The 24,401-nt window shown below is 71.4% G+C and carries 25 protein-coding genes; 8 read left to right on the top strand and 17 right to left on the bottom strand.

Going from position 1 to position 24,401, the window contains the following annotated elements:
• Window positions 1-6: 6 nt before the first annotated feature.
• The 5 genes from HF577_RS11435 to HF577_RS11415 all read right to left on the bottom strand — a co-directional run bounded on the left by HF577_RS11435 (window position 7) and on the right by HF577_RS11415 (window position 5,136).
• Complete coding sequence (locus HF577_RS11435; RefSeq protein ID WP_169395771.1) at window positions 7-2,274, bottom strand: ATP-binding cassette domain-containing protein; 2,268 nt, start codon at window positions 2,272-2,274, stop codon at window positions 7-9.
• 101 nt (window positions 2,275-2,375) lie between these two features.
• The gene (locus tag HF577_RS11430) at window positions 2,376-2,840 is read right to left on the bottom strand and encodes a nitroreductase/quinone reductase family protein (RefSeq protein ID WP_169395770.1); all 465 of its coding nucleotides are present in this window, start codon (window positions 2,838-2,840) and stop codon (window positions 2,376-2,378) included.
• Window positions 2,837-3,682, bottom strand: a complete 846-nt coding sequence (locus tag HF577_RS11425) for an ABC transporter permease (protein WP_312859076.1) — start codon at window positions 3,680-3,682, stop codon at window positions 2,837-2,839. The genes HF577_RS11430 and HF577_RS11425 overlap by 4 nt, the downstream gene beginning before the upstream one ends.
• Window positions 3,679-4,653, bottom strand: coding sequence for an ATP-binding cassette domain-containing protein (locus HF577_RS11420; protein WP_169395769.1), 975 nt, complete (start codon window positions 4,651-4,653; stop codon window positions 3,679-3,681). The genes HF577_RS11425 and HF577_RS11420 overlap by 4 nt, the downstream gene beginning before the upstream one ends.
• 117 nt (window positions 4,654-4,770) lie before the next feature.
• The gene (locus tag HF577_RS11415) at window positions 4,771-5,136 is read right to left on the bottom strand and encodes a YybH family protein (RefSeq protein WP_169395768.1); all 366 of its coding nucleotides are present in this window, start codon (window positions 5,134-5,136) and stop codon (window positions 4,771-4,773) included.
• Window positions 5,137-5,235: 99 nt separating this feature from the next.
• Here HF577_RS11415 and HF577_RS11410 point away from each other — a divergent pair, with 99 nt between their 5' ends.
• A complete protein-coding gene (locus HF577_RS11410) occupies window positions 5,236-6,126 on the top strand; it encodes a LysR family transcriptional regulator (RefSeq protein ID WP_169395767.1) in 891 nt (296 codons plus the stop codon).
• Window positions 6,127-6,141: 15 nt separating this feature from the next.
• Here the strand turns inward: HF577_RS11410 and HF577_RS11405 are convergent, their stop codons facing one another.
• Window positions 6,142-6,741: a PadR family transcriptional regulator gene (locus tag HF577_RS11405; protein WP_169395766.1), complete on the bottom strand. Its 600-nt coding sequence runs from the start codon at window positions 6,739-6,741 to the stop codon at window positions 6,142-6,144.
• Between the two features lie 166 nt (window positions 6,742-6,907).
• On the opposite strand from HF577_RS11405, the gene HF577_RS11400 reads away from it, so the two are divergent.
• A complete protein-coding gene (locus tag HF577_RS11400; RefSeq protein WP_169395765.1) occupies window positions 6,908-7,528 on the top strand; it encodes a DUF4232 domain-containing protein in 621 nt (206 codons plus the stop codon).
• A 21-nt stretch (window positions 7,529-7,549) separates the two neighbouring features.
• Here the strand turns inward: HF577_RS11400 and HF577_RS11395 are convergent, their stop codons facing one another.
• Window positions 7,550-7,957, bottom strand: coding sequence for a DUF2000 domain-containing protein (locus tag HF577_RS11395; protein WP_312859075.1), 408 nt, complete (start codon window positions 7,955-7,957; stop codon window positions 7,550-7,552).
• Window positions 7,958-8,006: 49 nt separating this feature from the next.
• Between HF577_RS11395 and HF577_RS11390 the strand changes: the two genes are divergently transcribed.
• Both HF577_RS11390 and HF577_RS11385 read left to right on the top strand, forming a co-directional pair.
• The gene (locus HF577_RS11390; RefSeq protein ID WP_169395764.1) at window positions 8,007-8,780 is read left to right on the top strand and encodes an AraC family transcriptional regulator; all 774 of its coding nucleotides are present in this window, start codon (window positions 8,007-8,009) and stop codon (window positions 8,778-8,780) included.
• Window positions 8,781-8,812: 32 nt separating this feature from the next.
• Window positions 8,813-9,778 carry a TolB family protein gene (locus HF577_RS11385; protein WP_169395763.1) on the top strand — a complete coding sequence of 322 codons (966 nt, stop codon included), beginning with the start codon at window positions 8,813-8,815 and terminating at the stop codon, window positions 9,776-9,778.
• Window positions 9,779-9,792: 14 nt separating this feature from the next.
• On the opposite strand, the gene HF577_RS11380 is transcribed toward HF577_RS11385, so the two are convergent.
• Complete coding sequence (locus HF577_RS11380) at window positions 9,793-10,674, bottom strand: alpha/beta fold hydrolase (RefSeq protein ID WP_169395762.1); 882 nt, start codon at window positions 10,672-10,674, stop codon at window positions 9,793-9,795.
• Window positions 10,675-10,723: 49 nt separating this feature from the next.
• Window positions 10,724-11,302, bottom strand: coding sequence for a TetR/AcrR family transcriptional regulator (locus HF577_RS11375; RefSeq protein WP_169395761.1), 579 nt, complete (start codon window positions 11,300-11,302; stop codon window positions 10,724-10,726).
• Between the two features lie 113 nt (window positions 11,303-11,415).
• On the opposite strand from HF577_RS11375, the gene mgrA reads away from it, so the two are divergent.
• Window positions 11,416-12,459: an L-glyceraldehyde 3-phosphate reductase gene (gene mgrA, locus HF577_RS11370; RefSeq protein WP_169395760.1), complete on the top strand. Its 1,044-nt coding sequence runs from the start codon at window positions 11,416-11,418 to the stop codon at window positions 12,457-12,459.
• Here mgrA and HF577_RS11365 read toward each other — a convergent pair.
• The 3 genes from HF577_RS11365 to HF577_RS11355 form a co-directional block, all read right to left on the bottom strand.
• On the bottom strand, window positions 12,428-13,492 hold the full coding sequence (locus tag HF577_RS11365; protein WP_169395759.1) for a sigma-70 family RNA polymerase sigma factor: 1,065 nt from the start codon (window positions 13,490-13,492) through the stop codon (window positions 12,428-12,430). The genes mgrA and HF577_RS11365 overlap by 32 nt on opposite strands.
• Window positions 13,493-13,592: 100 nt before the next feature.
• Window positions 13,593-14,810 carry a CynX/NimT family MFS transporter gene (locus tag HF577_RS11360; RefSeq protein ID WP_169395758.1) on the bottom strand — a complete coding sequence of 406 codons (1,218 nt, stop codon included), beginning with the start codon at window positions 14,808-14,810 and terminating at the stop codon, window positions 13,593-13,595.
• A complete protein-coding gene (locus HF577_RS11355) occupies window positions 14,807-15,490 on the bottom strand; it encodes a FadR/GntR family transcriptional regulator (RefSeq protein WP_169395757.1) in 684 nt (227 codons plus the stop codon). Before HF577_RS11355 ends, HF577_RS11360 begins: the two co-directional genes overlap by 4 nt.
• Before the next feature lie 255 nt (window positions 15,491-15,745).
• Here HF577_RS11355 and HF577_RS11350 point away from each other — a divergent pair, with 255 nt between their 5' ends.
• A complete protein-coding gene (locus tag HF577_RS11350) occupies window positions 15,746-17,227 on the top strand; it encodes a ketol-acid reductoisomerase (RefSeq protein WP_211174108.1) in 1,482 nt (493 codons plus the stop codon).
• 46 nt (window positions 17,228-17,273) lie between these two features.
• On the opposite strand, the gene HF577_RS11345 is transcribed toward HF577_RS11350, so the two are convergent.
• Complete coding sequence (locus HF577_RS11345; RefSeq protein ID WP_169395756.1) at window positions 17,274-18,146, bottom strand: recombinase family protein; 873 nt, start codon at window positions 18,144-18,146, stop codon at window positions 17,274-17,276.
• A 27-nt stretch (window positions 18,147-18,173) separates the two neighbouring features.
• Complete coding sequence (locus HF577_RS11340; RefSeq protein WP_169395755.1) at window positions 18,174-18,371, bottom strand: hypothetical protein; 198 nt, start codon at window positions 18,369-18,371, stop codon at window positions 18,174-18,176.
• A gap of 138 nt (window positions 18,372-18,509) precedes the next feature.
• On the opposite strand from HF577_RS11340, the gene HF577_RS11335 reads away from it, so the two are divergent.
• Window positions 18,510-18,722 (top strand): DUF3072 domain-containing protein, encoded by a 213-nt coding sequence (locus HF577_RS11335; RefSeq protein ID WP_169395754.1) that lies wholly within the window; start codon window positions 18,510-18,512, stop codon window positions 18,720-18,722.
• A gap of 74 nt (window positions 18,723-18,796) precedes the next feature.
• On the opposite strand, the gene HF577_RS11330 is transcribed toward HF577_RS11335, so the two are convergent.
• Complete coding sequence (locus HF577_RS11330) at window positions 18,797-19,903, bottom strand: epoxide hydrolase family protein (protein ID WP_169395753.1); 1,107 nt, start codon at window positions 19,901-19,903, stop codon at window positions 18,797-18,799.
• A 113-nt stretch (window positions 19,904-20,016) separates the two neighbouring features.
• Between HF577_RS11330 and HF577_RS11325 the strand changes: the two genes are divergently transcribed.
• Window positions 20,017-20,502, top strand: coding sequence for a MarR family winged helix-turn-helix transcriptional regulator (locus HF577_RS11325; RefSeq protein WP_169395752.1), 486 nt, complete (start codon window positions 20,017-20,019; stop codon window positions 20,500-20,502).
• A gap of 126 nt (window positions 20,503-20,628) precedes the next feature.
• Here HF577_RS11325 and HF577_RS11320 read toward each other — a convergent pair whose 3' ends face one another.
• Window positions 20,629-22,767, bottom strand: coding sequence for a phosphocholine-specific phospholipase C (locus HF577_RS11320; RefSeq protein ID WP_169395751.1), 2,139 nt, complete (start codon window positions 22,765-22,767; stop codon window positions 20,629-20,631).
• Window positions 22,768-22,944: 177 nt separating this feature from the next.
• The gene (locus HF577_RS11315) at window positions 22,945-24,354 is read right to left on the bottom strand and encodes a hypothetical protein (protein WP_169395750.1); all 1,410 of its coding nucleotides are present in this window, start codon (window positions 24,352-24,354) and stop codon (window positions 22,945-22,947) included.
• Window positions 24,355-24,401: the final 47 nt, after the last annotated feature.

Genomic DNA, 24,401 nt, shown 5'->3' with positions numbered 1-24,401 from the left:
GGTCGGTCAGCTCGCCACCGCCCCGAGGTAGCGGGCCAGGTGCTCACCGGTGAACGACGCCGGGGTCTGCGCCAGCTTCGCGGGTGGCCCCTCGAACACCAGCCGGCCGCCGGCGTCCCCGCCGTCCGGGCCGAGGTCGATCACCCAGTCCGCGTGCGCGATGACGTCCAGGTTGTGCTCCACGACGATCACCGAGCTGCCACCTTCGACGAGCCGGTCGAGCAGCCCCAGCAGGTGCCCGCAGTCGGACATGTGCAGCCCGGTGGTCGGCTCGTCGAGCACGTAGATGTTGCCCTTCTCGTGCAGCCGCCCGGCGAGCTTGAGCCGCTGGCACTCGCCCCCCGACAGCGTGGAGAGCGGCTGCCCGAGCGTCAGGTAGCCCAGGCCGACGTCCACCACCGCCTGCAGCCGTTTGCGGATGTCGCGGGCGGTGAAGAACTCCAGCGCCTGCTCGGCGGTCATGTCGAGCGCGTCGGAGATCGACTTCCCGTTGACGGTGAGGGCGAGCACCTCGTCGGTGTAGCGCCTGCCCCCGCAGTCGGTGCACGTGGAGCGGACGCCGTCGAGGAAGGCGAGGTCGGTGTAGACCACGCCGAGGCCGTTGCAGCCGGGGCACGCGCCCGCGGAGTTGAAGCTGAACAGGGCGGGCTTGACGCCGGTCTCCTTCGCGTAGAGCTTGCGGATCGGGTCCATCACGCCGGTCCAGGTGGCCGGGGTGGAGCGGATCGACGTGGACACGGCGGTCTGGTCGACGACGATCGCCTCGGGGTGCTGCGGCACGAGCACCTCGCGGACGAGCGTGCTCTTGCCCGACCCGGCCACCCCGGTGAGCGCCACGAGCACGCCGAGCGGGATGTCCACGTCGAACCCGCACAGGTTGTTGGCCGAGGCGTTCTCCAGGCGCAGCCGCCCCGTGGGGGTGCGTGGGCTCTCCCGCAGCGTGACCTGCCGGTGCAGGAACTCGCCTGTCAGCGTGCCCGCCGAGGCGAGGCCCGCCACCTGGCCCTCGTAGACGATCCGGCCGCCTTCGGTGCCCGCGCGCGGCCCGAGCTCGACGACGTGGTCGGCCGCGGTGATGACGTCCGAGTCGTGCTCGACGACCAGCACCGTGTTGCCCTTGTCGCGCAGCCGGTGCAGCAGCGCGTTCATGCGCCCGACGTCACGGGGGTGCAGGCCGATCGTCGGCTCGTCGAACACGTACATGACGTCCACCAGCGACGACCCGAGGTGGCGCACCATCTTGATCCGCTGCGACTCCCCGCCCGACAACGTCGACGTCTCGCGGTCGAGCGTGAGGTAGCCCAGCCCCATGTCGATCAGCGCACCGACGCGGCTGAGGGCCTCGTCCACGAGCGGCGCCACCTCGGGCGTCCGGAGCGTGGCGAGCACGGTGCGCAGCGAGCCCAGGTCGAGAGCCGTGAGCGAGGGCAGCGTGTGCCCGTCCACCGTGGCCGTCCGGGGCGCCTCGGCCAGCCGGGTGCCGGCGCAGCCGGGGCAGCGCACCGATGTGGTGTAGGCGGCCACGGCCTCGCGCTTGCCGTCGGAGGCCTCCTCCACCTCGACGAAGAGCCGGTTGAACTTGGTCTCGACGCCTTCGAAGTCGACCTTCATCGACTTGCGCCCGACGATCTGCAGCGTCACCTTCTCGTCGGCGCCGTAGAGCAGGAGCTTCCACTCCTCGTCGGTGTAGTCGCGCAGCGGCTTGTCGAGGTCGAACCGGCCCGACCCCGCATAGGTGTGCCAGTACCAGCCGTCGACGGCCCAGTTCCGGTGCCGGATCGCGCCCTCGTTGAGCGACTTGGACCGGTCGAACATCTTGTCGTGGTCGAGCTGGATCTTCCGGCCGATGCCCTTGCACTCGGGGCACATGCCCGCCGGGTCGTTGAACCCGAAGACGTTGCTGTAGCCGAGGTGCGGCGTGCTGCGGCGGGAGAACAGCAGCCGCAGGAACGAGTTGATGTCGGTGACGGTGCCCAGCGTGGAGCGGCTCCCGCCGCCCAGGCGTCTCTGGTCGACGACGATCGCCGTGGAGAGGTTCTCGATCAGGTCGGCGTCGGGCTGGCCCAGCTTGGGCAGGAAACCCCGCACGAACGCGGAGAACGTCTCGTTGAGCTGGCGCTGCGCCTCCGCGGCGATCGTGTCGAAGACGAGCGACGACTTGCCCGAGCCGGACACCCCGACGAACGCGGTGATCTGGCGCTTCGGGATCCGGACGGACACGTTGCACAGGTTGTTCTCCCGCGCACCCGTGACGGTGATGAACTCCTGCTGCATGCGGCTCCTCGGTGCTGCGCTCGGGTTTGTTGCTGCGCTGGGCGATCGGTGCGGGTAGGACCCGTCCCGGGTCTCGATCTCATCGGCGCCGCCGGAGGCGCTCACCCGGCCCCGTCCTCCGGCGCGTCCAGCCGGAACACCGCGCAGCGCCCGGCGAGCGCCTCGAACGCATCGGGCGTGGACTCGGGGACGACGCCGGCGTCGTGCATGATCTTCGCGCCCTCCGGGATGCGCACCGGCCACGCCCGCAGGACGGGCACGGCCGCCGCGGGGTCGAGCTCGACCAGCCGCACCCGTTCCTCGGTACGTCCGACGCTCAACGTGCCCACTCCCGCGGCGCGGGCGTTGGCGGCCCAGTCCGCCCCCGGGAACCCGGCCAGGAGGTAGCGGTGCCCGTCCATGTCCAGAACGGAGAGCGGGGTGCGGCGCGGCTCGCCGCTGCGCCGTCCGGGCACGGTGAGGACGGGCAGGTCGCGCATCCCGAGCCCGAGGCGCTGCATCGTCATCAGCACGCGGTTCATCGGCTTGAGCCAGCGCGGTGGCGTGCCGGTCTTCCTGCGGGTCATCGGCTCATCTCCCGGTAGCGGTGGACGGACAACGGCGCGAACACCGCGACGATCACGAGCGGCCAGACCACGGCCATGAGGACGGGATGCTGGGCGACCCACGAGTCGCCACCCCAGCCCGGGTTGCCGAAGAGCGCGCGGGTGGCCGCCGCGGTGGACGACAGCGGGTTCCACTCCGCGACCGCCCCGACCACGAGCGGCATCGTCGCCGGGGCGACGAACAGCCCGGACAGGAACCCGAACGGGAACTCGAGCGTCTGCACGGCGGTCACCGCGCCCGGGCTGCGCACCAGGAGGCCCAGGTAGATGCCCACCCAGAGCAGCGCGAACCGCAGCAGCAGGAGCAGCCCGACCGCTGCCACGAACGCCGCCGGGCCCCCGGAGGGTCGCCAGCCGACCGCGAGCCCCACCAGGAGCAGCGCGCCGAGCGTGATCGCCGAGGTCACCATGTCGGCCGCCGCCCGCCCGACCAGCACCGCCGACGGCGCCATGGGCATCGAGCGGAACCGGTCGGTGATCCCGCGCTGCGCGTCGGTGACGACGGCGACCATCGTGGCCGAGAGCCCGAACAGCATGGTCATCGTGAACAGGCCGGGCAGCAGGGCCTGCCGGTAGTCGCCGCCACCCGGCACGGCCATCATCCCGCCGAGGAGGAACGCGAACATCAGCACGAGCAGGATCGGGAACCCGATCGCGCCCGCCAGCTCTGCGGGCTGGTGGCGCAGGTGCGCGAGATAGCGGCCGGTGAGGGTGGCGGCGTCGGTCAGCGCCCAGCGCAGCCGGGAGCCCTCCGCGGGCAGCACGCCGGCGCGGACGTGCCCGACGTCCGCCGGCGCGCTCACGCCGCCACCTCCACCGTCGGTGCGCCCGTGAGCTGCAGGAACACCTCGTCGAGGGTCGGGCGGCGGACCGTGAGGTCCTCGGCGTCGATGCCCTCCTCCCGCAGCCCGTGCACCATCGCCGCGAGCGCCGCCATGCGGTCCCCGACGGGTGCGGCGACGCGCCGGGTGGCGGCGTCCACCTCGGGTTCGCTGCCGGTGACCCGCCTGACCAGCCCCGCCGCGGCCGGCAGGTCGGCGGGATGGTGCACGACCAGGTCGATCCGGTCGCCGCCGACCCGTGACCGCAGCTCGTCCGGTGTGCCCTCGGCGATCACCCGGCCGCCCACCTCGCCCATGTGCGCGAGCACCGAGATCCGGTCCGCCAGCTGGTCGGCCTCGTCGAGGTACTGGGTCGTCAGGAGCACGGTCGTGCCGCCGGCGACGAGCGCCCGCACGGCGTCCCACACCTCCGCCCGGCCACGCGGATCGAGGCCGGTGGTCGGCTCGTCGAGGAACAGCACGGCGGGCGCGAGGATCATGCTCACCGCGAGGTCGAGGCGCCGCCGCATCCCGCCGGAGTAGCGCCCGACGGAACGGCCCGCCGCCCCGGTCAGCCCGAACCGCTCCAGCAGCTCATCGGCGCGGCTGCGGGCGCCCGCGGGGGAGAGGTGGAACAGCCTGCCGAACATCACGAGGTTGCGCCTGCCGTCGAGGATCTCGTCGACGGCGGCGTACTGGCCTACGAGCCCGATCTGCCGCCGCACGTGCGCCGCCTGCGTCCCGACGTCGAACCCGGCGATGGTGGCGCGGCCGCTGTCGGCGCGCAGCAGCGTGGTGAGGATGCGGATGGCGGTGGTCTTGCCCGCCCCGTTGGGGCCGAGCAGTCCGTGCACCGTGCCGGGCGGCACGGAGAGGTCGAACCCGTCGAGTGCGAGGGCGCCGGAGCCGGGGTAGCGCTTGCGGATCGCCTCGGCGGTGACGGCGGGGGTCATGTCCCTCCCGTTATTCAAACTTGAGCCTGCGGGGGCGCCGAGTGTGCACGACGGCCGCGCGGTGTGCAAACTTGAATCGCCGCAAAACGGGCGGGTGCTACCGCGAGCGCAGCTGGTTCAGCGGCCCGGGGGGACGAACTCGGGCTGGTCGAGCAGCCGTAGCCAGCTTCCGTCCGGCTGGCGCCGGACCACCTGCGCGCGTGCGCCTGCACCGTCCTTCGGTGGCGTGGAGGTCAGGGCGATGTCGCCGCTGAGCAGCGTCGGCAGCGGTTCCTCGCGCTCGAAGCGCGGGCGGTTCGCCAGCACCGTCGCCCACAGTTCGCGGATCGCCTCGCGGCCCACCGTCCGGCTCCCCGGCGGGTAGGCCAGCACGGCGTCCTCCTCGTAGAGAGCGGCCACTCCGGCCGCGTCCCCGGCGTTGGAGCGCTCCACGAACAAGCGGGTGATGTCCTCGGGCCGCATGGCCTTCTCGTACTCCGTCATGACGTCCTCCTGAGCTGCTAGGTGGGGCACCTCCGAGCGTGGTCAGGTCCGGATCAGAAGTCCAACAGCTGGTTCTGCTCGGAACTAGTATCTGCAGTCATGGAACTGCGGCAGCTGGAGTACTTCGTCGCGGTCGCGGAGGAGCAGAACTTCACGCGGGCGGCCGAGCGGGTGCACATCAGCCAGTCCGGCGTCAGCGCCCAGATCCGCCGGCTGGAACGCGAGCTCGGCGCGGAGCTGTTCGACCGGTCGGCCCGCAACGCCACCCTGACCGTCGCGGGGAAGGCCGCGCTCGAGCACGCCCGCGCCGCTCTCGCCGCCGCAGGCGCGGTCGGCGAGGCGGTGGGCGAGGTGGCCGAGCTGATCCGGGGCCGGCTCACCGTCGGAATGGTCATCGGCTGCACCGTCACCCCGCTCTTCGACGCGCTCGCCACGTTCCACCGGGCGCATCCCGGCGTGGAGATCTCACTGCTGGAGGACAACTCCGACCGGCTCGTCGAGGGCGTGCGCACCGGCACCCTCGACCTGGCTCTCATCGGCACCGCCGCCACCACCCCCGACGGGCTGGAGGCGCTGACGATCATCAGCGAGCCCCTCGTCGCGGCGGTCCCGGCCGGACATCCCCTCGCGGAACGCGGGCGGGTGGGTCTGCGCGACCTGGTCGCCCACCCGATCGTCTGCATGCCACCCGGCACCGGCCTGCGCACAGTGCTCGACCAGGCCTGCGCGGCGCAGCACCTCCGACCCGTGATCACGCTGCAGGCCGGCGCCGCGGATGCCATCGCCGACCTCGCAGGCCGCGGGCTCGCCGTCGCCGTCCTCAGCACCTCGATGGCCGCCCGCTACCGCGACCGGCTCACCACCGTCACCATCGACGACGCCGACATCCCCGCCGTGCTCGCCCTGGTCTGGCGGCGCTCGCACGGCCCCGCCCTGCGCGAGCTGCTCGGGCACAGCCGGCGGGCCTTCCGCGACCCCGACGACGGCTAGCCCGGACGTCCGTACTCACTCGCGCGGCGGGTACGGCGGGAAGAGCAGGTCGGGCCAGCTGCCCGGCCTGCCGGGGGAGCCGGGTTCCCCGGCCATCGGGTACGCGCCGGCCTCGAGGCGTTCGATGAGCCCGCGCGTCCAGTCCGCGCTGCTCGCGGCGTTGTGCTCCCACAGCCCGAACATCTCGCGGACGTGCGGGGGGTCGACGAGCGCGTCCACCTGGGCCAGCGCCTTGTCCCGCGCTTCCTCCAGCGTCGTCAGGCGCTCGCGCAGCAACCGGATCGCCTCGGCGCGGGGGAGTGAGGGCAGCATGGCGAGCGCGGCCCCCAGGAAGTCGGGGCGAGGCTGGGGATGGCGCACGGCGTCGCGCAGCAGCCGCATGAACTCGGCCTCGCCGCGCTCGGTGAGCTCGTAGTCGGTGCGACCGGGGATGTCGTTGTGGTCGAGCAGGAAACCACCCTGGGTGAGTGACTTCAGCGCGTGGTAGATCGAGCCCCACTTGACGTTCGCCCACTCGTCGGCGCCCCAGGACAGCAGGTCGTTGCCCACGCGGTAGCCGTGCGCCCGGCCGTACCCCCGCACGATCCCGAGCACCAGCAGTCGCGTCGCCGACATCCGCCACCTCTCGTCACGAACCGGCGCCAGGGTAGGACATCCTCGGCGCTCGCCCGATTGGATGATTGTCTGACACACAGTGTCGTGGCGCCGAAGGGTGGGCGCCCGCGAGGAGAACGGTGGAGCAGTGCGCGCACTGACGAGTGACGGTAAGAGGACACGACAGATGCGGTGGGCCGTTGCCGGCTTCGTCGCACTCGCGGCGGTGGCGGGCTGTTCCGGGGGCGCCGCACCACCACCCGCGTCGGCGTCGGCGTCGGCCATCCCGCCCGTGCCCACGGAAGCCCCCACCACCAGCGCGCAGCCGGCCGGGGTGCAGCCCACCGGCGGCGCGCAGCCGACGGGAAGCGGAGGCAGCACGGGACCGCAGCGGTGCACCACCGCAGAGCTGTCGGTCTCGCTGGGCCAGGGCGACGCGGGTGCCGGATCGGTGATGCAGCCACTGGTGTTCACCAACACCGGGTCGCGGACCTGCGAGCTGCGCGGCTTCCCGGGGGTCTCCTACGTGGCAGGCGACGACGGCCACCAGGTCGGTCCGGCCGCGGAGATGTCGGGCGACCGCGGACCCGAGGTGCCCATCGCCCCACGTGGCACCGCCGTGGCGCAGCTGCGGCTGGTGAACGTGCTGAACTTCGACGAGGCGGCGTGCCGGCCGACACCGGTGCGGGGCCTGCGGGTCTATCCGCCCGGTGACACCGCCTCGATCTTCGTCCCCCGGGAGGGCCAGGGCTGCTCGGTGACGCCACCCGACCCGCAGCTGTTCGTGCAGACGATCACCCGGCCGTGATCACAGCCTGACAGGAGTCCGTCAGGGGTGCATCGTGGCGCCCCGGAGGACCTTGTCCACCGCGTTGCGGGGCCCGTGCACGGCGAGGCCCACCAGCTTCAGGTCGTCGCGGGCCACGGCCCGGACCGCGGCGCGGTTGGCCTCGTCGTGCCCGGTCGAGAACAGCTCCTCGGTGAACACCGCCGCCGGCATCCCGCGGCGCACCGCGCGCTCGTGGGCGGCGGCGAGCACCTCCGCGTCGCCGGCCAGCACGAGCACCGGCTGGCGGAACATCGGCAGGTAGGGCGTGCCGTCCGCGTCGGCGTACGGCTCGCCCAGCAGCTCGGGGTTGGCCGCGATCCCGCTGGCCAGGAAGGCGGTGACGTTCAGCCGCTGCCACATCTCCAGGTCGTCCCGGAGCAGCACGGCGATCTTGGTGTCGAAGCGCACCCGCCGAGCGTGGCCCGGGCAGGCCCTGCCGTTCTTGTACGTTGTTCACATGCCTGCGGTACGGGCCTGGGCCCCACCGGTGCCCGGCATCGTCGAGGTCTTCCACGCGGAGTTCACCGACCACGCCTACCCCGAGCACGCCCACGACACGTGGACGCTGCTCGTCGTCGACGAGGGCGCGATCCGCTACGACCTGGACCGCCACGAGCACGGCGCCCTGCGCCCTGCGGTCACGCTGCTCCCGCCGCACGTGGCCCACACCGGGCGCTCGGCCACCGACCACGGGTTTCGCAAGCGCGTGCTCTACGTCGACACCGAGGTGCTCGACGAGTCCCTGACCAGCGCTTCGGTCGACGCACCGAGCTTCGACGACGATCTGCTCCGCACCCGGGTGGACCAGCTGCACCGGGCACTGGACGCCCGGGGCGCCGCGCTCGAGGCCGAGAGCAGGCTCGCGCTGATCGCCGACCGGATCCGCCGGCACCTGCGGGCCCCGGCCGTCGAACCCGCCCCCGACCGGCTCGCCGCGAACCTGCGGGACCTGCTCGACGCCCGCACCGTCCCCGGGCTCGCACTGCGCGACGCGGCCGCACTGCTGCACGCGCACCCATCCCATCTGGTGCGCTGCTTCACCAGCGCGTTCGGGCTGCCGCCCCACCGGTACCTGACCGGCCGCCGGGTCGAGGCCGCTCGCCGCCGCCTGCTCGACGGCGAGCCCCCCGCCGACGTCGCGGTCGCCGTGGGGTTCCACGACCAGGCGCACCTGCACCGGCACTTCACCCGCCTCGTCGGGACCACGCCCGGCCGCTACGCCCGCGGCTGAGCGCGCAAGATGCCGGCGATCGAGGGAGCAAGGTGGACGACGTAGCGCAGCTGAGTGCGGAGCTCGTGGTGGACAGCAGCGTGCCGTCCACCCCGAGGCTGTCCCCGGACGGCCGGTGGGTCGTCTTCGTGGTCGCCCCGGTCGGGCAGAGCGGCGAGCTGCCGGACAGTGCACTGTGGATCGCCGCCGCCGACGGGAGCGAGCCGCCGCGGAGGCTCACCACGGGCCCGGCCGAGAACTCGGCTCCGCGGTGGGCACCGGACTCGGGGACGATCTACTTCCTGTCGGACCTGCCGGAGCGTGGCACCGCGCAGCTGCACCGGATCCGGCCCACCGGTGGCGCCGCCGAAGCCCTCACCACCTGGACGGGCGGGATCCGCGGTCATCTCCCGCTGGCCGACCCCGACCTGGTCGCTCTGGTCGCAGCGGACGAACCGACGGCGCAGGACGAGCGCCGGGCGAGGGACCGCGACGATGCCCGGGTGTGGGGGGAGCGGGTCCGCCGGTCCCGCCTACGGCTGCTGGACCTGCGGACCCGGGAGATCACGACTCCGCACGCCCTCCAGGCCCGGCACGTGGTCGAGGTCGTGCAGCGGCCCGGCGGAGGGCCGCTGGCTCTCCTCACCTGGCCGACGCCTGATCCGGACCCGGGCCTGCTCGAACCCGCACTGCACCTGCTGGACCTCGACACCGGCGTGCCGCAGGACCTCGGCCCCGCGGAGGTGGAGGCGTCCTCGCTCGTCTCGTGGCCCGCCCCGGACGGCTGGCACCTCGCCTACCTGGCGATGACCCCGCCCGGGCTGTTCGGCGGGGACGCGGTGGTCGAGATCGGACTGGGCGACCGCGCCGCAACGGTGGTCCTCGGGTGCGCCGGGGACGTCACCCCCGGTGTGGTGGTCCGGCCCCTGGACCCGCCGGTGGAGGTTCCCGGTCACCTGCTCGTCGCCCGCAGCGGTGGCCAGGACTGCCTCGGCGCGCTCGTCTCGGCCTTCGCCTGAGCTTTCCGCCTGAGCTACAGGACCTCGGCCAGGAACGGCACCACCACCGCGGCCATCTCGTCCGGTACCTCCTCGGCGAGGTCGTGGCCGGCGTCGAAGACGTGACCGGTGACGTCGTGCGCCACGTCCAGCATCTGGGCTTCGTTCCGATCCCCGATGAACGCCGACCCGCCGAGTGCCAGCACCGGGATGTCCAGCTTCTGCCGGGCTGCCTGCCGGTTCTGTTCGGCGTCGACGAGCATGGCACGGTAGATCGCCAGCATCGCGCGGATGCCGCCCGGCATGGAGTAGCAGCGCACGTACTCGTCGACGGCTTCGGGGGTGGCGGTGTCGGGGTAGCTGCGTTCGTTCTTCAGCATGTAGGTGATGAGCTCCCGTTCGTGCCCGGCGATCAGCATCTCGGGAACGTCGGGCTGGAAGTAGAAACCCAGGTGCCACAAGTGCATTCCCGTGGAGACGTTCTCCGGCGTGAGTGCGGCGCGCTCCTCGAAACCGAATCCGGGGAGGAACGCCTCGGCGAACACGAGTGCGGTGACCTCGCCACGGTGCCGGGCGGCGAGCTGGTAACCGACCACCGCTCCCCAGTCCTCGCCGATCACGCTGTAGGACCCGTGCCCGAGGTGGGCCATCAGCGCGGCGACGTCCTCGCTCATGGTCGCGGAGTCGTATCCGTCCGCGGGACGGGCGGAGTCGCCCAGACCACGAAGGTCGGGCACGACCACCGTGTGCTGCGCCGTCAGTCTCGGGACGAGGTGCCGCCAGTGGTAGCTGGTCTTGGGCACCCCGTGCAGCAGCACCACCGCCGGGCCGGAGCCGCCGGTGCGGTAATGGAGGCTCGTTCCGTTGACGGTGGCACGGCCCGTGCGGAGGGGGTCTCCCTGATGGTCGGCGATCATTTCGTTCCAACTTTCTGGATCATCTGCTACAGATTGAGGGCGTGCGCAGTCAGTCGAGGGCGGCCAGGGCGACCTCCACGAGGGGTTCGAGCGCTCCGGCGTCCGGCGTGATCTTCGCGGAGACGAGCAGCCCGTTGAGGAAGGTGACCAGGAAGGCGGCCAGCGTGTGGGGGTCGTGGCGGGTCGAGATCTCGCCCCGCTCCGCCGCCCCGCGCAGCACGCCGGCGAGCGCGTCCCGGCTCGCGTCCTGCATGTCACGCACGGTGCGCCGGGTCGCCTGGTCCTCCGGCAGGCGTTCGCAGGCCGCGTTGGCCGCCAGGCAGCCCCGCCCGCCCTGTTCGACCGCGATGCGGACCCGCCCGACCAGCATCGAGCGGACCGCCGACCGCGCATCGCCCCCCTCGTCGAGGCTCCGCAGGGCCTCCGCCGCGAGGGTGGCGCGGTAACGCTCCAGCGCCGCGCGGTAGAGACCGTCCTTGTCTCCGAACGCCGCGTACAGGGACCCCTGCCCGATCCCGAGGTGCCCGGCCAGGTCGCGCACCGAGGTCGCCTCGTACCCGCGCGTCCAGAACAGCTCCATCGCCCGGCTCACCGCCGCCTCGGTGTCGAACTCCCGGGTCCGTGCCATGGACGCACCCTAAACCAATCTGGATCGTTTGCTCAAGAAAGCGCCGGTCGGGGAGCAGGCGGGCACCCGCGGCCGCTCCGTGGCGGCCCGACCCGACCGGGCAGGATGGGAGCGTGACCTACCTTGCCGCAGCCGACCGCTACGAGTCCTTCCAGCCGAACAGCGGCACCTTTCGACGCTGCGGGCGCAGCGGCCTGGATCTCCCCACGGTCTCGCTCGGGCTCTGGCACAACTTCGGCGACGACAAGCCGCTCGAGACGCAGCGCGCCATCCTGCGCCACGCGTTCGACCGCGGAATCACGCACTTCGACCTGGCCAACAACTACGGCCCGCCCTACGGCAGCGCGGAGAGCAACTTCGGCACGATCTTCGCGCAGGACTTCCGCCCGTACCGCGACGAGCTGATCCTCTCCACCAAGGCCGGCTACGACATGTGGCCCGGCCCGTACGGCCAGGGCGGCGGGTCGCGGAAGTACCTGCTGGCGAGCCTCGACCAGTCGCTGGCCCGGATGGGCGTGGACTACGTCGACATCTTCTACAGCCACCGCTTCGACCCCACCACGCCGCTCGAGGAGACGATGGGGGCGCTCGACACCGCGGTGCGCTCCGGCAAGGCGCTCTACGCCGGCATCTCGTCCTACAGCGGTGACCGCACCCGCGAGGCCGCCAGGATCCTGCGGGGGCTCGGCACACCGCTGCTGATCCACCAGCCCTCGTACTCGATGCTCAACCGCTGGATCGAGGAGGACCTGCTCGACGCGCTGGAGGAGACGGGCGTGGGGTGCATCGCGTTCTCCCCGCTCGCGCAGGGCATGCTCACCAGCAAGTACCTCGACGGGGTGCCGGCCGGCTCACGCGCCACGCAGGGCAAGTCGCTCTCGCCCGACCTGCTCACCGACAAGACCATCACCCACATCCGGGCGCTCAACGAGATGGCGGCGGCCCGCAACCAGTCGCTCGCGCAGATGGCGCTGGCCTGGGCGCTGCGCGACTCCCGGGTGACGTCGGTGCTGGTGGGGGCCAGCAGCGTGCATCAGCTCGACGACAACCTCGGGGCGCTGGACAACCTCGAGTTCAGCACCGACGAGCTCGACCGCATCGATCAGCACGCCGTGGATGCGGGCATCAACCTGTGGGCCCGCTCGGCGGAACGCTGACCGGGGCCGGAGGCTCCGCCGCTGGGGACGCGGCCGGCACCGGCTCGCCTGCCGCGTCGAGCCGCAGCGGGAGCCCGAACATCGGGAACAGCGTCTCCACGTCGAGGAACGAGCTGTAACCGCTGATCCGGCCCTGGAGGAACTCCAGTACCTGCACGGCCCACGCGTAGTAGCCGTCCTCATCGGGATCGCGCCGGTACTGGCCGAAGGCGGGCTGTCCGTTGGCCGCGAGCGGCACCAGCCGGGAACCGGCGCAGCCGGCGCCGTGCCCGGTGAACCACGTGCTGATCTCCTCGGGGCCCTGCAACCACAGGTTGTAGGGGGGCATGTTGAGGATGGCGTCCTCGTGCAGCAGCGAGACCAGGGCGCTGATGTCGTACCGCTCGAACGCCTCGGCATAGCGCGACAGCAGCGCGCGATGGTCGTCGTCCATCTCGTCGACGGCCGCGGACCGGTCGAGGTTGTGCTCGGCCAAGGTGGCCCTGGCCCGCTGGAGCGCGCTGTTGACCGAGGCGACGGTGGTGCCGAGCAGCTCGGCGACCTCGGACGCCTTCCACTGCAGCACCTCGCGCAGGATCAGCACCGCGCGCTGGCGCGCCGGCAGGTGCTGCAGCGCGGCGACGAACGCGAGCCGGACCGACTCCCGGGACACCGCCAGCTCCGCCGGGTCGGCCTCGGTGGGCAGGACCCGGGCGTCCGGGATGGGCTCGAGCCAGGAGATCTCGTTGGTCGGCTCCTTGACCGGCGCTTCGGCCGACCCCGCAGGCCCGAAGTCCATCGGCCGGGCCCGCCGCTTGCGACCGTCGAGCATCGTGAGGCAGACGTTGGTGGCGATCTTGTACAGCCACGAGCGCACCGAGGAACGGCCCTCGAAGCGGTCGAACGAGCGCCACGCCCGCACCATCGTGTCCTGGACGGCGTCCTCGGCGTCGGCCGACGACCCGAGCATCCGGTAGCAGTACGCCGTGAGCTCGACCCGATGCTGCTCCCACGTGGTGGGCGGGACGGCATCGGCGGTGGCGAGATCGGTCATCGGGTCCCCTCTCCTCGGGCGCACAACCACACCCGCCCGGCAGAGTAGGGGTCGATACCGACAAAACAACCGCGCCACGGGTCGAATCGCCCGGTATCGATCAGGGAGCGGTCGCCGACCCCACCCACCGCTCGCGGCCGGCCAGCACGCCGGCGATGCCCTGCGGCACGAACAGGACGAGCAGCAACAGGAGGGGAACCGTCCACGACCCCGTGGCGTCGTGCACCGCTCCCACCAGGAACGGTCCCATCGCGGCCACGACGTATCCGACGCTCTGCGCCATCCCGGACAGCTGCGAGGCGTGCGGGGCGTCGGGGGAGCGCAGCGCCACCAGCGTCAGTGCGAGCCCGATCGCCGCGCCCTGCCCGAACCCGAGCAGCGCCATCGAGACGACCTCGGCCCCGGGCACCGCGATCACCCCGAGCAGGCCGAGCGCCGAGACCGCCGTCAGGCCGGCGGCGACCAGCCGCTGGCTCCGGAACCGGGTGGCCAGCATCGGCGCCGCCATCGAGCCGGCGATCCCGACGAAGCTCCCCAGCGACAGCAGCCACCCCGCTGCCTCCGGATCGAACCCGCGGCCGGCGAACACGGCGGGAATCCACGCCGACACGGCGTAGTAACCGAGCGACTGGAGCCCCATGAACGCGGTGACCTGCCAGGCGACCGCGTCGCGCCAGAGCCCGGTGATCCGCACGCCGCCGGTTCGGCCGATGCCGTTGCCACCCCGTACCCGGGGTAGCCAGAACACCAGCGCGAGCAGCGCGAACAGTCCCCAGATGGCGAGTGCCCCACGCCAGTCGAGACCTGCCGCGGTGGCCACCGGAACGGTGATGCCCGCGGCGAGCGCGCCACCCGCGGAGATCGCCATCGTGTACAGCCCCGTCATGACGCCGGTGCGGTGGGAGAAGTCCCGCTTGATCAGGGCCGGGAGCAGCACGTTCCCGATGGCGATGGCGGACCCGGCCAGCAGGGTGCCGACGAAGAGCAGGACGACCGAACCCGCGGACCGGACCGCGAAGCTGACACAGAGCAGCACCAGCGCACCGAGCACCGTGCGCTCGATGCCGAACCGCCGGGCCAGGCGGGGAGCGGCCGGCGCGAGCAGGCCGAAGCAGAGCACCGGCAACGCGGTCAGTACCCCGGCAGCCGTACCGGAGAGACCCTCGCTCGCCGTGATCTGGGCCAGTACGGGCGCGACGCCGACGACCGCGGGCCGCAGGTTGGCCGCGACCAGCACGATCGTGAGGCCGATCCACCACGCGGGCAGGCGCGACGAGCGGCCGACGTCGGCTGCCGTGGCGGTGACGTCGGCGCTCACCGGCTTCCCTCGACGAGGCGGCGTGCGGCGTCGAGGTAGCTCTCCGCTGCCGTGCGCGCCGCGACCGGGTCGCCCGCGATGACCGCCGCCGCGAGCTCGTCGTGGCCGGGGAAGGCCGCCGGGTCGTCATCGAGCTCGTCGACCGTGGCCACCGTGTGCTGCAGTGCGTCGGTCAGCCCGGTGTAGAGGTCGATGAGCACGGGGTTTCCGGTCGCGGCGATCACCGCGTGGTGGAAGGCGAGGTCCGCGGCGACGAACGCGGCCCGGTCACCACCGTCGCACGAGGCCCGGCGGGCTGCCGCGGCGGTGCGGATGGCGGTGATGTCCGCGTCGGTACGCCGGACGGCGGCCGTGGCGGCGGCGTCCCTCTCCAGGCTCATTCTGACCGCGAGCACGTCGAGCACCGTGGAGCGCCGGGCCCGGCGCACGATGGCGGCACGCAGGCCGCTCGTGGCGCGGACATAGGTGCCGTCACCCCGCCGGGGTTCCAAGAGTCCGGTGTGCTCGAGGGCCCGGACGGCCTCCCGCACCGTGTTGCGGCCGACTCCCAGTGCCGCGACCAGTTCCGGCTCGGGCGGGATCTTCGACCCGAGTGGCCACTCACCGCTCTCGATCAGCTCTTCGAACTGTGCGACGACCTCATCGCACAGCCTTCCGGTACGCACGGCGGACAAGCCCATCAAGCCATCCTAACGTCCCATGTTTCGAACCACCGCTGCCGGCCCCAGCCGCCCCCTCTGCCGGGTCGAGCCCTCGGGAATTGGCAGCGGGGCCAGTGCGCACATTTTCGACAATCCGGACCCGACGTCTTTGATGCCGATCACAACGACTCTGTCGGGCTCGGCATAATGAAACCGTTCACCTGTACCGCGGGGTCGTCGACTGTGCCATCGGGCCGAGCGCGAACCGGGCAAATGATCTGATGAGAGAGGGCCATGCCGGACCAGATTCTCGATTTCGAGACCACCGTTTTCGACAAGGAGTACATCTCCCTCGGCGGCCGCCAGGAGGCGATCGTCCGTGGTGGACGTCACCTTTTCGACAGGCTTCCCCAAGCGTTCGCCGGGGTGAACCAGATCGGCGTCATCGGCTGGGGCCCTCAAGGTTCGGCGCAGGCGCAGAACCTGCGCGACTCGCTGAACGGGGCCGTGAAGGTCACGGTGGGCCTGCGCGCCGGGTCGGGATCCTTCGACCAGGCACGGGCGGCCGGCTTCAGCGAGGAGGACGGCACCCTCGGTGAGATGTTCGAGGTCATCAGCGGCTCGGACATGGTCATCCTGCTGATCTCCGACGCCGCCCAGGCCGAGCTGTACGAGCAGATCTTCGCGGCGGTGCGGCCGGGCACCACCCTCGGGTTCTCCCACGGCTTCCTGCTCGGTCACCTCACGGCCGAGGGCAAGCAGTTCCCCGCCGAGGTCGACATCATCGCCGTCTGCCCGAAGGGCATGGGCGCCTCGGTGCGCGCCCTCTACGTGCAGGGCGTCGAGGTCAACGGAGCCGGGATCAACGCCAGCTTCGCGGTGCAGCAGGACGTCACCGGGCACGCCACCGACCGCGCGCTGGGCTGGTCGGTCGCGCTCGGCGCCCCCTACACGTTCCAGACCACCCTGCGATCGGAGTACCTGTCCGACCTCTCCGGCGAGCGCGCCATGCTGCTGGCCGGGGTGCACGGGATCGTCGAGAGCCTCTACCGCCGCTACCGCGACCACGGCATGACCGACGAGAACGCGTTCCGGCACTCCACGGAGTCGGTCACCGGCCCGATCTCGAAGATCATCTCCAAGGACGGCCTCGACGGGCTGTACCGGCGGCTGGACCGCGACGGCAGGGCGGTGTTCGCCGAGGCGTACTCGGCGGCCTACCCCGTCGGGTTCGAGCTGACCCACGAGATCTACGACGAGGTCCTCTCGGGCAACGAGATCAACAGCGTGGTGCTCGCCGGGCAGCGGCTCTCCCGGTTCCCGATGGGCAAGATCGACCAGGCCGACATGTGGCAGGTGGGCCAGAAGGTGCGGGCCGACCGAGTCGAGAACGAGATCCCGCTGGACCCCTTCACCGCCGGCGTCTTCTGCGGCGTGATGATGGGCCAGGTCGACGTCCTGCTCGAGCGCGGCCACCCCTACTCGGAGATCGCCAACGAGTCGGTGATCGAGGCCGTCGACTCTCTCAACCCGTACATGCACGCCCGCGGCGTGGCGTACATGGTGGACAACTGCTCCACCACCGCTCGCCTGGGAGCCCGCAAGTGGGCGCCGCGGTTCGACTACCTGCTCACCCAGCAGGCCTACCCCGCGGTGGACAGCGACCAGCAGGCCGTGGACACCAAGCCGTTCGAGGCGTTCGAAGGGCACGTCATCCACGACGTGCTGCGGGTCTGCGCCGAGATGCGCCCCTCGGTGGACATCTTCGTCGAGTGACGCGTTCCCGGCCCGGCTCCCGCGGGAGCCGGGCCGGGGCGGCGACCTACTCGCCCGATGCACCCCGGACGAGCTGCTCGCAGCGCTCGCACCGCCCGTCCGGCACCAGCTCCCGCCACGTCGTGCCGGGCTGGGGCGCCCACTCCGACTCGATCGGATGCGCCGGCGTGTTCGTCACCATGTCGAGGGCGTGCACCACGCCGAGCCGCACCTCGCGGGCCGTGACCCAGCGCAGCCGCATGCCGTCCTGCCCGCCGAGCACCGCCTGCACACTGCTGGTCGACCACACCGCCCCGCCACGGGCGGTCGGCTCCCCGTCGGCGGTCAGGCCCTCCGCGATCGCACGGAGCGTCGACCCCGCGGCCCGCTCGCCGAGCACGCGGCGGACCACACGCTCCGGCACCACCGCCGGGCGTCCGAGCCGCACCCCGGCGGCGCGCTTCGCCGCAAGCGCATCCTTCGTCCGCTGCGAGATCACGCGGCGTTCGTACTGCGCCGTGCTGGCGACCATGTGCGCCACCAGCTCACCCGACGGGGTGGAGGTGTCCACGTCGACGTCGAGACACACGAGCTGCCAGCCCTGCCGGGAGGCGCGGTCGAGCAACCCGGAGAAGTCGTGCACCGATCGGGAGATCCGATCGAGCTTGGACGCGATCAGCACGTCGGCGTCGCCGGCGGCGAGCCGGGCGAGCGCGGCGTCCAGCTCGGGCCGGTCGAGGTCCTTGCCCGACCAGGCAGGGTCGACGACCCACTCCACCCTGGTCCAGCCACGGCGGGCGATCTCGGCCTCGATCGCCCTGTGCTGCGCGTCGAGGCCGCCGCCGGACTCGGCCTGCTGCTCCGTGCTCACCCGCTGGTATGCGATCACCCGGGGGTCGTGGACGGAGCGCGCGCGGCGGGTGCGGCGGGGACTGGTCACGCCCCAGACTTTACGAGATATGGGCCTTTAACGTAAATCCCTGGGGGGCCGATCGGGGGCCGGGGGAGTGGCCAGTGCCTCCAGGACCTCGGCCGCGCCGGCGAGGTGGGCCCGCTGGGCGTCGTCGGCCGCCACCTCTCCGGCGTCGACGGCGGCCAGGATGGCGCGCAGCGAGGCGGCGACCCGCGCGGAGTCGGGCACGCCGTCACGCTCGCCACGGGGCACGTGCTCAGAGTGCCGTGAGACGTGGGGGAGTGCACGCACCTGAGCTGCGCGGCATCGGTGCGACACCCGGTCGGAGGGTGTGGACCACCCGTCGAGCCTCCGCTGGCGAGTGTCGGGGTTCGAAGATATGTTCGATCCATGGTTGACAACAACACGGCGGCGGACCCCACCGCAGCGAAGGACCCGGACGACTGGACCACGGGTGACGAGCCGATGACGGGCGCCCAGAAGTCCTACCTGCAGACGCTCGCGCAGGAAGCCGGCGAGCAGGCGCCGCCCGACGATCTGTCCAAGGCAGATGCCTCGAAGCGGATCGACGAACTGCAGGAGCGCACCGGCCGGGGCCGCTGAGTCCCGGATCCCCGCAGCCGACATGGTCCGGTGCGGGGTTGCCGAGCTCTCCGGTTCGCGGCCGGCCGTGTCTCTCAGCCGGTGGCGACCCGGTCGTCGTACGCGAGACGGGTGAGGAAGAAGTCCCGGACGTCCTCGGCAAGCAGCTCCGGCACCTCCATCGCGGCGAAGTGGCCGCCGCGCTCGAACTCCGACCAGTGCCTGATGTCGTACAGCCGCTCGGCCAGCGGTCGTACCGACTGTGTGATGTCGTGGGCGAACACCGCCACGCCAACCGGCACCGGGCACGGCTCGACCCGCCGCGGAGCGGCGTGGTGCAGCCGCGCGGAGGAGGCCGCGGTGGCGGTCAGCCAGTACAGCGAGATGTCGGTGAGCATCCGCTCGTCGCTGATCGGCGAGCGTGGGTCCGTCCACTGTGCGAAGCGCTCGGCGATCCAGGCCAGCTGGCCCACCGGCGAGTCGGTCAACGCGTAGCCGATGGTCTGCGGGGTGAGGGCCTGCAGAGCCTGGTACGGCGGACGATTCGCCATCAGCTGCCGGATCTTGTCCAACCGGGCTTCATCCGTTTCGGACAGTTCGATGTCGGCCTCCGGGACCGGCCGGGTCGGCAGGTAGTTGACGTGCACCCCGACGACCTGCTCGGGTGCCATCGCGCCGAGCGCCAGCGAGATGCCCGAGCCGAAGTCGCCGCCCTGCGCGCCGTAGCGCTCGTACCCGAGGCGGCGCATGAGCTCGGCCCAGGCCCGCGCGACCCGGACGATGTCCCAGCCGCGCTCGTCGGTTGGCCCGGAGAAGCCGTAACCCGGGATGGACGGAATCACCAGGTGGAAGTCGCGCGACAGTGGCTCGATCACGTCGAGGAACTCCAGGAACGAACCGGGCCAGCCGTGGGTGAGGATCAGCGCGAGCGCGTCCGGTTCCGCAGACCGGACGTGGACGAAGTGGATGTTCTGGCCCTCGATCTCGGTGGTGAAGTGCGGCAGCTCGTTGAGCATTGCCTCGTGCTCGCGCCAGTCGTAGCCGGTGCGCCAGTACTCGGCCAGTTCCTTGAGCCGCGCCAGCGGGAAGCCGTAGTCCCACCCGGCGTCGGCGACCTCGTTGGGCCAACGGGTGCGGGAGAGCCGGTCGGTCAGGTCGTCGAGGTCGGCCTGGGGGATGTCGATGTGGAATGGCTCGATCATGGTCTCGGCTCCAGGGAGATTCGTTCAGGCCCCAAACGTTTGAGTCACTAACGTTGGTGCCACGAACGATAACACAGTCATTGGTGCACCCAACGACTCGTTAGACTCACCACATGGAGAACCCATCCGAGGAGACGCCCGCCAGCTGGAAGAGCCTGCCCAGCTGGCTGCTCACCCGGGCCGCCGGTCACGCACACCGCCTGGTGGCCGACGGGTTCTCTTCCCTTCAGGCCACCGGCTACCAGTACCGGCTACTGGCGACACTGGAGGAGTTCGGCCCCGCCAGCCAGGCCGCGCTCGGCCGCCGTAGCGGCATCCATGTCAGCGACATGGTCGCGACGATCAACGAGGCCGCCGATCGCAAACTGGTCGAGCGCGCCTCGGACCCCACCGATCGGCGTCGCAACATCATCTCGCTGACCGCCGCAGGCAAGCGGCAGCTGTGGCAACTGGAGAAGCAGCTGGCCGAATCCCAGGACGAGCTGCTGGCTCCGCTGTCGCAGGAGGAGCGACAGCGGTTGACCGAGCTGCTGTCCAGACTGTTGGACCACCACGACCACCACGACGCCGGCCGCGAGAACCGGCTACCGCTCCCCTGAGTCGACAACCGATAATCGAAGTTATGACAGTTATCGGTCGCCGGCCCGCTCTCGCGGCGCCGTCCCCCGGACCGCGACCTACTCGGGCTTCGAGCCCGGCGACGCGGTCCGGGGCTACGGACCGGCTCAGCCGGTGATGCTGGCCTCGCCCGTCTCCAGGTGGCCGATGAACCGCTGCGACCAGGCGCCGTCGGTGTCGGCCGTGACGGTCACGTCGTACCAGCCGCCGCTGACCCCCAGCGGGCTCACCGCCCACGCCTCCTTGCTGCGCGCGCCGACCTTCACCTTCTGCGGGCCGTCGGAGATGTAGTGGTTGTGCGTGACGGTGAACTCCGCGGGCGTGTTGCCGTTGTTCCGCAACCACAGCTTCAGCTTCGGGCGTGCGGTCGACTTGCCGTCGTAGTAGCTCGCCTCCACCACCAGGTCCTTGCCGGCAGTGGCGACGTCGCCGATGAAGCGGCGCAGGAACCGGTTCGGGCCGGTGATGGTCAGGTCGTATGCGGTGTCGCCTCCGGATGAGCCGACGGGGCCGGTGCCGGTGGCCGTCTCCTTGGCGCCGACGGTGTACTGGCCCGGGAACTTCGCCGGGTACTGCGCGAGCGCCGGGAAGCCGCCCTTGTTGTCGTGGACGGTGAAGTGGCTCGCCTTCGTGACGAACGGGGCGTCGTTGCTGAACGCCAGGTTCACCACACCGGCGCCGAAGCCGGTGAGGTTGGCGTTGGGCTGGTACGGCAGCGGGCGAGCCGGTTTGGTCCCCTGCTCCTGGGTGGGCATCGTGTTGTCGCCCGGCAGCGGGGTGTACTTCGTCTCGGGGACGAGCTCCCCCGTGTCCGGCAGGTCGGGCAGGCCGTAGACCGGCGAGGCGAAGTCGAGGGCTCCGGTGAGGTCACCGCAAACCTTGCGGCGCCAGTCGCTGATGTTGGGGCAGATGGCCGGTGTGCCGAGGGCCGTCGTCCACTTCTCGATGAACTGGATGACCGAGGTGTGGTCGGAGACCTCGGAGGTCACGAAACCTCCGCGGGTCCAGGGCGACATGAGGATCAACGGCACCCGGAACCCGAGGCCGACCGGAAGGGCGGCGGTGGTGCCGACGGAGACGAACTCGTCCGCCTCCCCCGGTGCAGGCAGGGGTGGGGGCACGTGGTCGAACTGGCCGTCGTTCTCGTCGTAGTTGAGGATCACCAGGGTCGAGTCGAGAACACTCGGGTCGGCGTTGAGGGCCTCCAGGAGGCCGCGGAGGAAGTACGCGCCGTTGCTCGGGGCCGTCACCGGGTGCTCGGAGAAGAACTGGTTGTTGACGACGTAGCTGACCTGCGGCAACGCGCCGCTGAGCACGTCGGCGCGGATCGCGGCGTTGATGTTGTCGGCGTTGCCCGCGAGTCCGGTCACCGGCTCGGGGACGTTCTTCACGCCGTTGTCGTAGAAGACGTTGCCCGGAGTGGCCGTGCCCCCCTGGGTGGGGTCGAGCTTGGCGAAGGTGGCGAAGTACTCCAGGCCGTTGTCGCCGTAGTCGTCGGCGCACTGGTACACCCGCCAGCTGACGCCGGCCTTCTGGAGCGTCTCGGCGTAGCTCTCCCAGGGCAGGGACTTGCCGCGCTCGTCGCCGCCGTCGTTGGCGGTGAAGCTGCCGTGCTTCTTGTCGGCATTGATCGTCCCGCCCCACAGGTAGGTGCGGTTCGGGCCGGTCGCGCTGAGCACGGAGCAGTGATAGGCGTCGCCGACCGTGTAGGCGTCCGCCAGTGCGTAGTGGAAGGGAAGGTCCTTGCGGTCCAGGTAGCCGAGGGTGGTCGGGCCGCCCTTGGCGTCGTACCAGCCGTTCATGAGGCCGCCGTTCCAGGCGCCGTGCTGGTCGGCCCATCCGTGGCTCGTGCCGCCGTAGTTGGCCGCGCCGAGCTCGGCGCTCGGCGGGGTGGCGCCGCTCCAGGACTTCGCCCCGCTCAGCCGCCACGGGTACTGGGTCTCGGCCCCGGCCGTGGGCTTCTTCGGCTGCTCCCAGACGGACGCGCCACCCGGCAGCTGGATCGTGGAGCGGTCACCGAACCCCCGCACCCCCTTGAGGGCGCCGAAGTAGTGGTCGAAGCTGCGGTTCTCCTGCATGATCACGACGACGTGCTTGATGTCGCGGATGTCGCCGTGCGCCTTGCCTGGTTTGGCCGCCGCGGGAGTCGCGGCGGCGCTCACACCGGGAAGGGCGGCCCCGATGGCGGCGGCGCCGGCAACGGTCGCGGCACCGGCGAGGAAGTTTCTGCGGGACAGTTCGGACATGCTCGAGGTCTCTCCAGGGCTCGGGGGATGCGCCTGGAGAGACTCGTGGCGTGATCTTTCCCCTGGATGTCCGGAATACAGCGCAGAAATTGCCGCATACGCAAGAATCAGGCCACTCGTACAACATTAACCGCTGGTTCGGCCCAATCCGTCGTAATTGTCCTGATCGCGCTCGAATCAGGTTGCGTGCGGCTCCGGTGCGAACAGGACCGCGTTCGGGCGTGCGCCGTGACGCATACCGATCACCTCGTCCCCACCGGGAAGGTCCGGGGCCATGTGGCGCACCAGGATGCCCGCCGCCGCACCGTCGACCATGAACAGGCTGAGCACGAACGGCACCCGCGTGGTGACCTGCCGGCCGGACTCCCGATCGCGGAAAGGCATCGTGATGCGGTCGGGTTCGACGCGGCGCTGGAGAACCAGGGGCGACTCGCGCGCCGCATCGGCGACAGCGGTCTGCCAGTTCTGCGCCGACGTCCGGCTCCCGAAGATCACATCGTTGCCGGACCTGCCGACGGCCGGCTTCGCGACCAGCCGGTCCCGGTCATCGGCCGCGATGCGCAGCAGCCTCCGCTCCCCGTCCGGATCCCCGTCCAGACCGAGGCACACGGTCCGCGGAACGTGGGCACGCACCAGAGCGCGGTCGGCCACGCCGAGCACGCCCGCATCACAGTCCTCGTGGAGCCAGGACAGCACCGCCTTCGACGAGACGAGCCCCGACTCCGGGCGAGGGAACAGTTCGACGGTCCGGGCCCGGTCCGCGGTACACAGAGCGGCCAGCCCGCCGCCGTCGTCGACGATGTGGTCGCTACCGCGCCACCCGAGCAGCACGATGTCGACCGGCACGTCGGAGGCGAGCAGCCGGCCGGCGTTGTCGAGGCCCAGGTCGACGAGGTCGGTGTGGAGGACCTCGAGGCCCACCTGCTGCGCAGCGGCCAGGACCCCCGGCTTGATCATGTAGCGGCGGTGCCGGGCACCCGTGCTGTCGGTCACCGCGTGAACCGGGATGAGCAACCGGCGTGAGCTGCGGTGCCCGTTCTCGGTTCCCGGCGTCCGGGTCAGCGCCGCGCATTGCGCCGCCACCGTGGTGGGCGGCAGTCGCAGACCGATCTCCGGGCACAACCGCACGTAGGCCTCCGCGAGCCAGCCCGCCACCCCGTCGCCCCCGAGCCGGGTGCTGATGTTGAACTCCAGAAAGCGCGGTCTCCCCCGTTCGACCAGGATGTCGGGCCGGGCGAACCGGGTGAGCTCCGCCGCAACCAGCGGGCGATCAGGATCCATCAACAGGATCTGATGGGGGAAGCGCAGTAGTCGATGCAGGTCGCCCACCGTCGAAGCCCGGCGGCAGCACGCATCCACGGCCAGGCGCAGCAGCCGGGTCGAGAGGGACTCGAGGCCCCGGTAGGCCCGTTCCCGGATGACCATCGGCCGGAGCGGCTCCCAGTTCCTGCCCGGTCTGTCCTCGCGCTGGTAGGGCCCCCATTCGGGCAACGCTGCACGGCGCGCGACGAGCTCCCGGCGGAGCTGCTCGGGTAGCTCATCCCAGGCATCGACGATGACCAGGTCGACACGGTCGTCATCGGCCATACCGCGATTTTCCACCAGAGCGTGGAGAACGGCAGTTCATGGAGCTC

This window comes from Pseudonocardia xinjiangensis (genome assembly GCF_012911925.1).
Taxonomy (GTDB): domain Bacteria; phylum Actinomycetota; class Actinomycetes; order Mycobacteriales; family Pseudonocardiaceae; genus Pseudonocardia; species Pseudonocardia xinjiangensis.
This window is presented reverse-complemented; position numbering and strand designations above follow the sequence as displayed.

What these genes read in the sequence shown, in the direction of transcription:
- HF577_RS11435 (WP_169395771.1), bottom strand. Translation starts at nt 2,274, where the DNA reads ATGCAGCAGGAGTTCATCACCGTCACGGGTGCGCGGGAGAACAACCTG.
- HF577_RS11430 (WP_169395770.1), bottom strand. Translation starts at nt 2,840, where the DNA reads ATGACCCGCAGGAAGACCGGCACGCCACCGCGCTGGCTCAAGCCGATG.
- HF577_RS11420 (WP_169395769.1), bottom strand. Translation starts at nt 4,653, where the DNA reads ATGACCCCCGCCGTCACCGCCGAGGCGATCCGCAAGCGCTACCCCGGC.
- HF577_RS11415 (WP_169395768.1), bottom strand. Translation starts at nt 5,136, where the DNA reads ATGACGGAGTACGAGAAGGCCATGCGGCCCGAGGACATCACCCGCTTG.
- HF577_RS11410 (WP_169395767.1), top strand. Translation starts at nt 5,236, where the DNA reads ATGGAACTGCGGCAGCTGGAGTACTTCGTCGCGGTCGCGGAGGAGCAG.
- HF577_RS11405 (WP_169395766.1), bottom strand. Translation starts at nt 6,741, where the DNA reads ATGTCGGCGACGCGACTGCTGGTGCTCGGGATCGTGCGGGGGTACGGC.
- HF577_RS11400 (WP_169395765.1), top strand. Translation starts at nt 6,908, where the DNA reads ATGCGGTGGGCCGTTGCCGGCTTCGTCGCACTCGCGGCGGTGGCGGGC.
- HF577_RS11390 (WP_169395764.1), top strand. Translation starts at nt 8,007, where the DNA reads ATGCCTGCGGTACGGGCCTGGGCCCCACCGGTGCCCGGCATCGTCGAG.
- HF577_RS11380 (WP_169395762.1), bottom strand. Translation starts at nt 10,674, where the DNA reads ATGATCGCCGACCATCAGGGAGACCCCCTCCGCACGGGCCGTGCCACC.
- HF577_RS11375 (WP_169395761.1), bottom strand. Translation starts at nt 11,302, where the DNA reads ATGGCACGGACCCGGGAGTTCGACACCGAGGCGGCGGTGAGCCGGGCG.
- HF577_RS11365 (WP_169395759.1), bottom strand. Translation starts at nt 13,492, where the DNA reads ATGACCGATCTCGCCACCGCCGATGCCGTCCCGCCCACCACGTGGGAG.
- HF577_RS11355 (WP_169395757.1), bottom strand. Translation starts at nt 15,490, where the DNA reads ATGGGCTTGTCCGCCGTGCGTACCGGAAGGCTGTGCGATGAGGTCGTC.
- HF577_RS11350 (WP_211174108.1), top strand. Translation starts at nt 15,746, where the DNA reads ATGCCGGACCAGATTCTCGATTTCGAGACCACCGTTTTCGACAAGGAG.
- HF577_RS11335 (WP_169395754.1), top strand. Translation starts at nt 18,510, where the DNA reads ATGGTTGACAACAACACGGCGGCGGACCCCACCGCAGCGAAGGACCCG.
- HF577_RS11330 (WP_169395753.1), bottom strand. Translation starts at nt 19,903, where the DNA reads ATGATCGAGCCATTCCACATCGACATCCCCCAGGCCGACCTCGACGAC.
- HF577_RS11325 (WP_169395752.1), top strand. Translation starts at nt 20,017, where the DNA reads ATGGAGAACCCATCCGAGGAGACGCCCGCCAGCTGGAAGAGCCTGCCC.
- HF577_RS11320 (WP_169395751.1), bottom strand. Translation starts at nt 22,767, where the DNA reads ATGTCCGAACTGTCCCGCAGAAACTTCCTCGCCGGTGCCGCGACCGTT.
- HF577_RS11315 (WP_169395750.1), bottom strand. Translation starts at nt 24,354, where the DNA reads ATGGCCGATGACGACCGTGTCGACCTGGTCATCGTCGATGCCTGGGAT.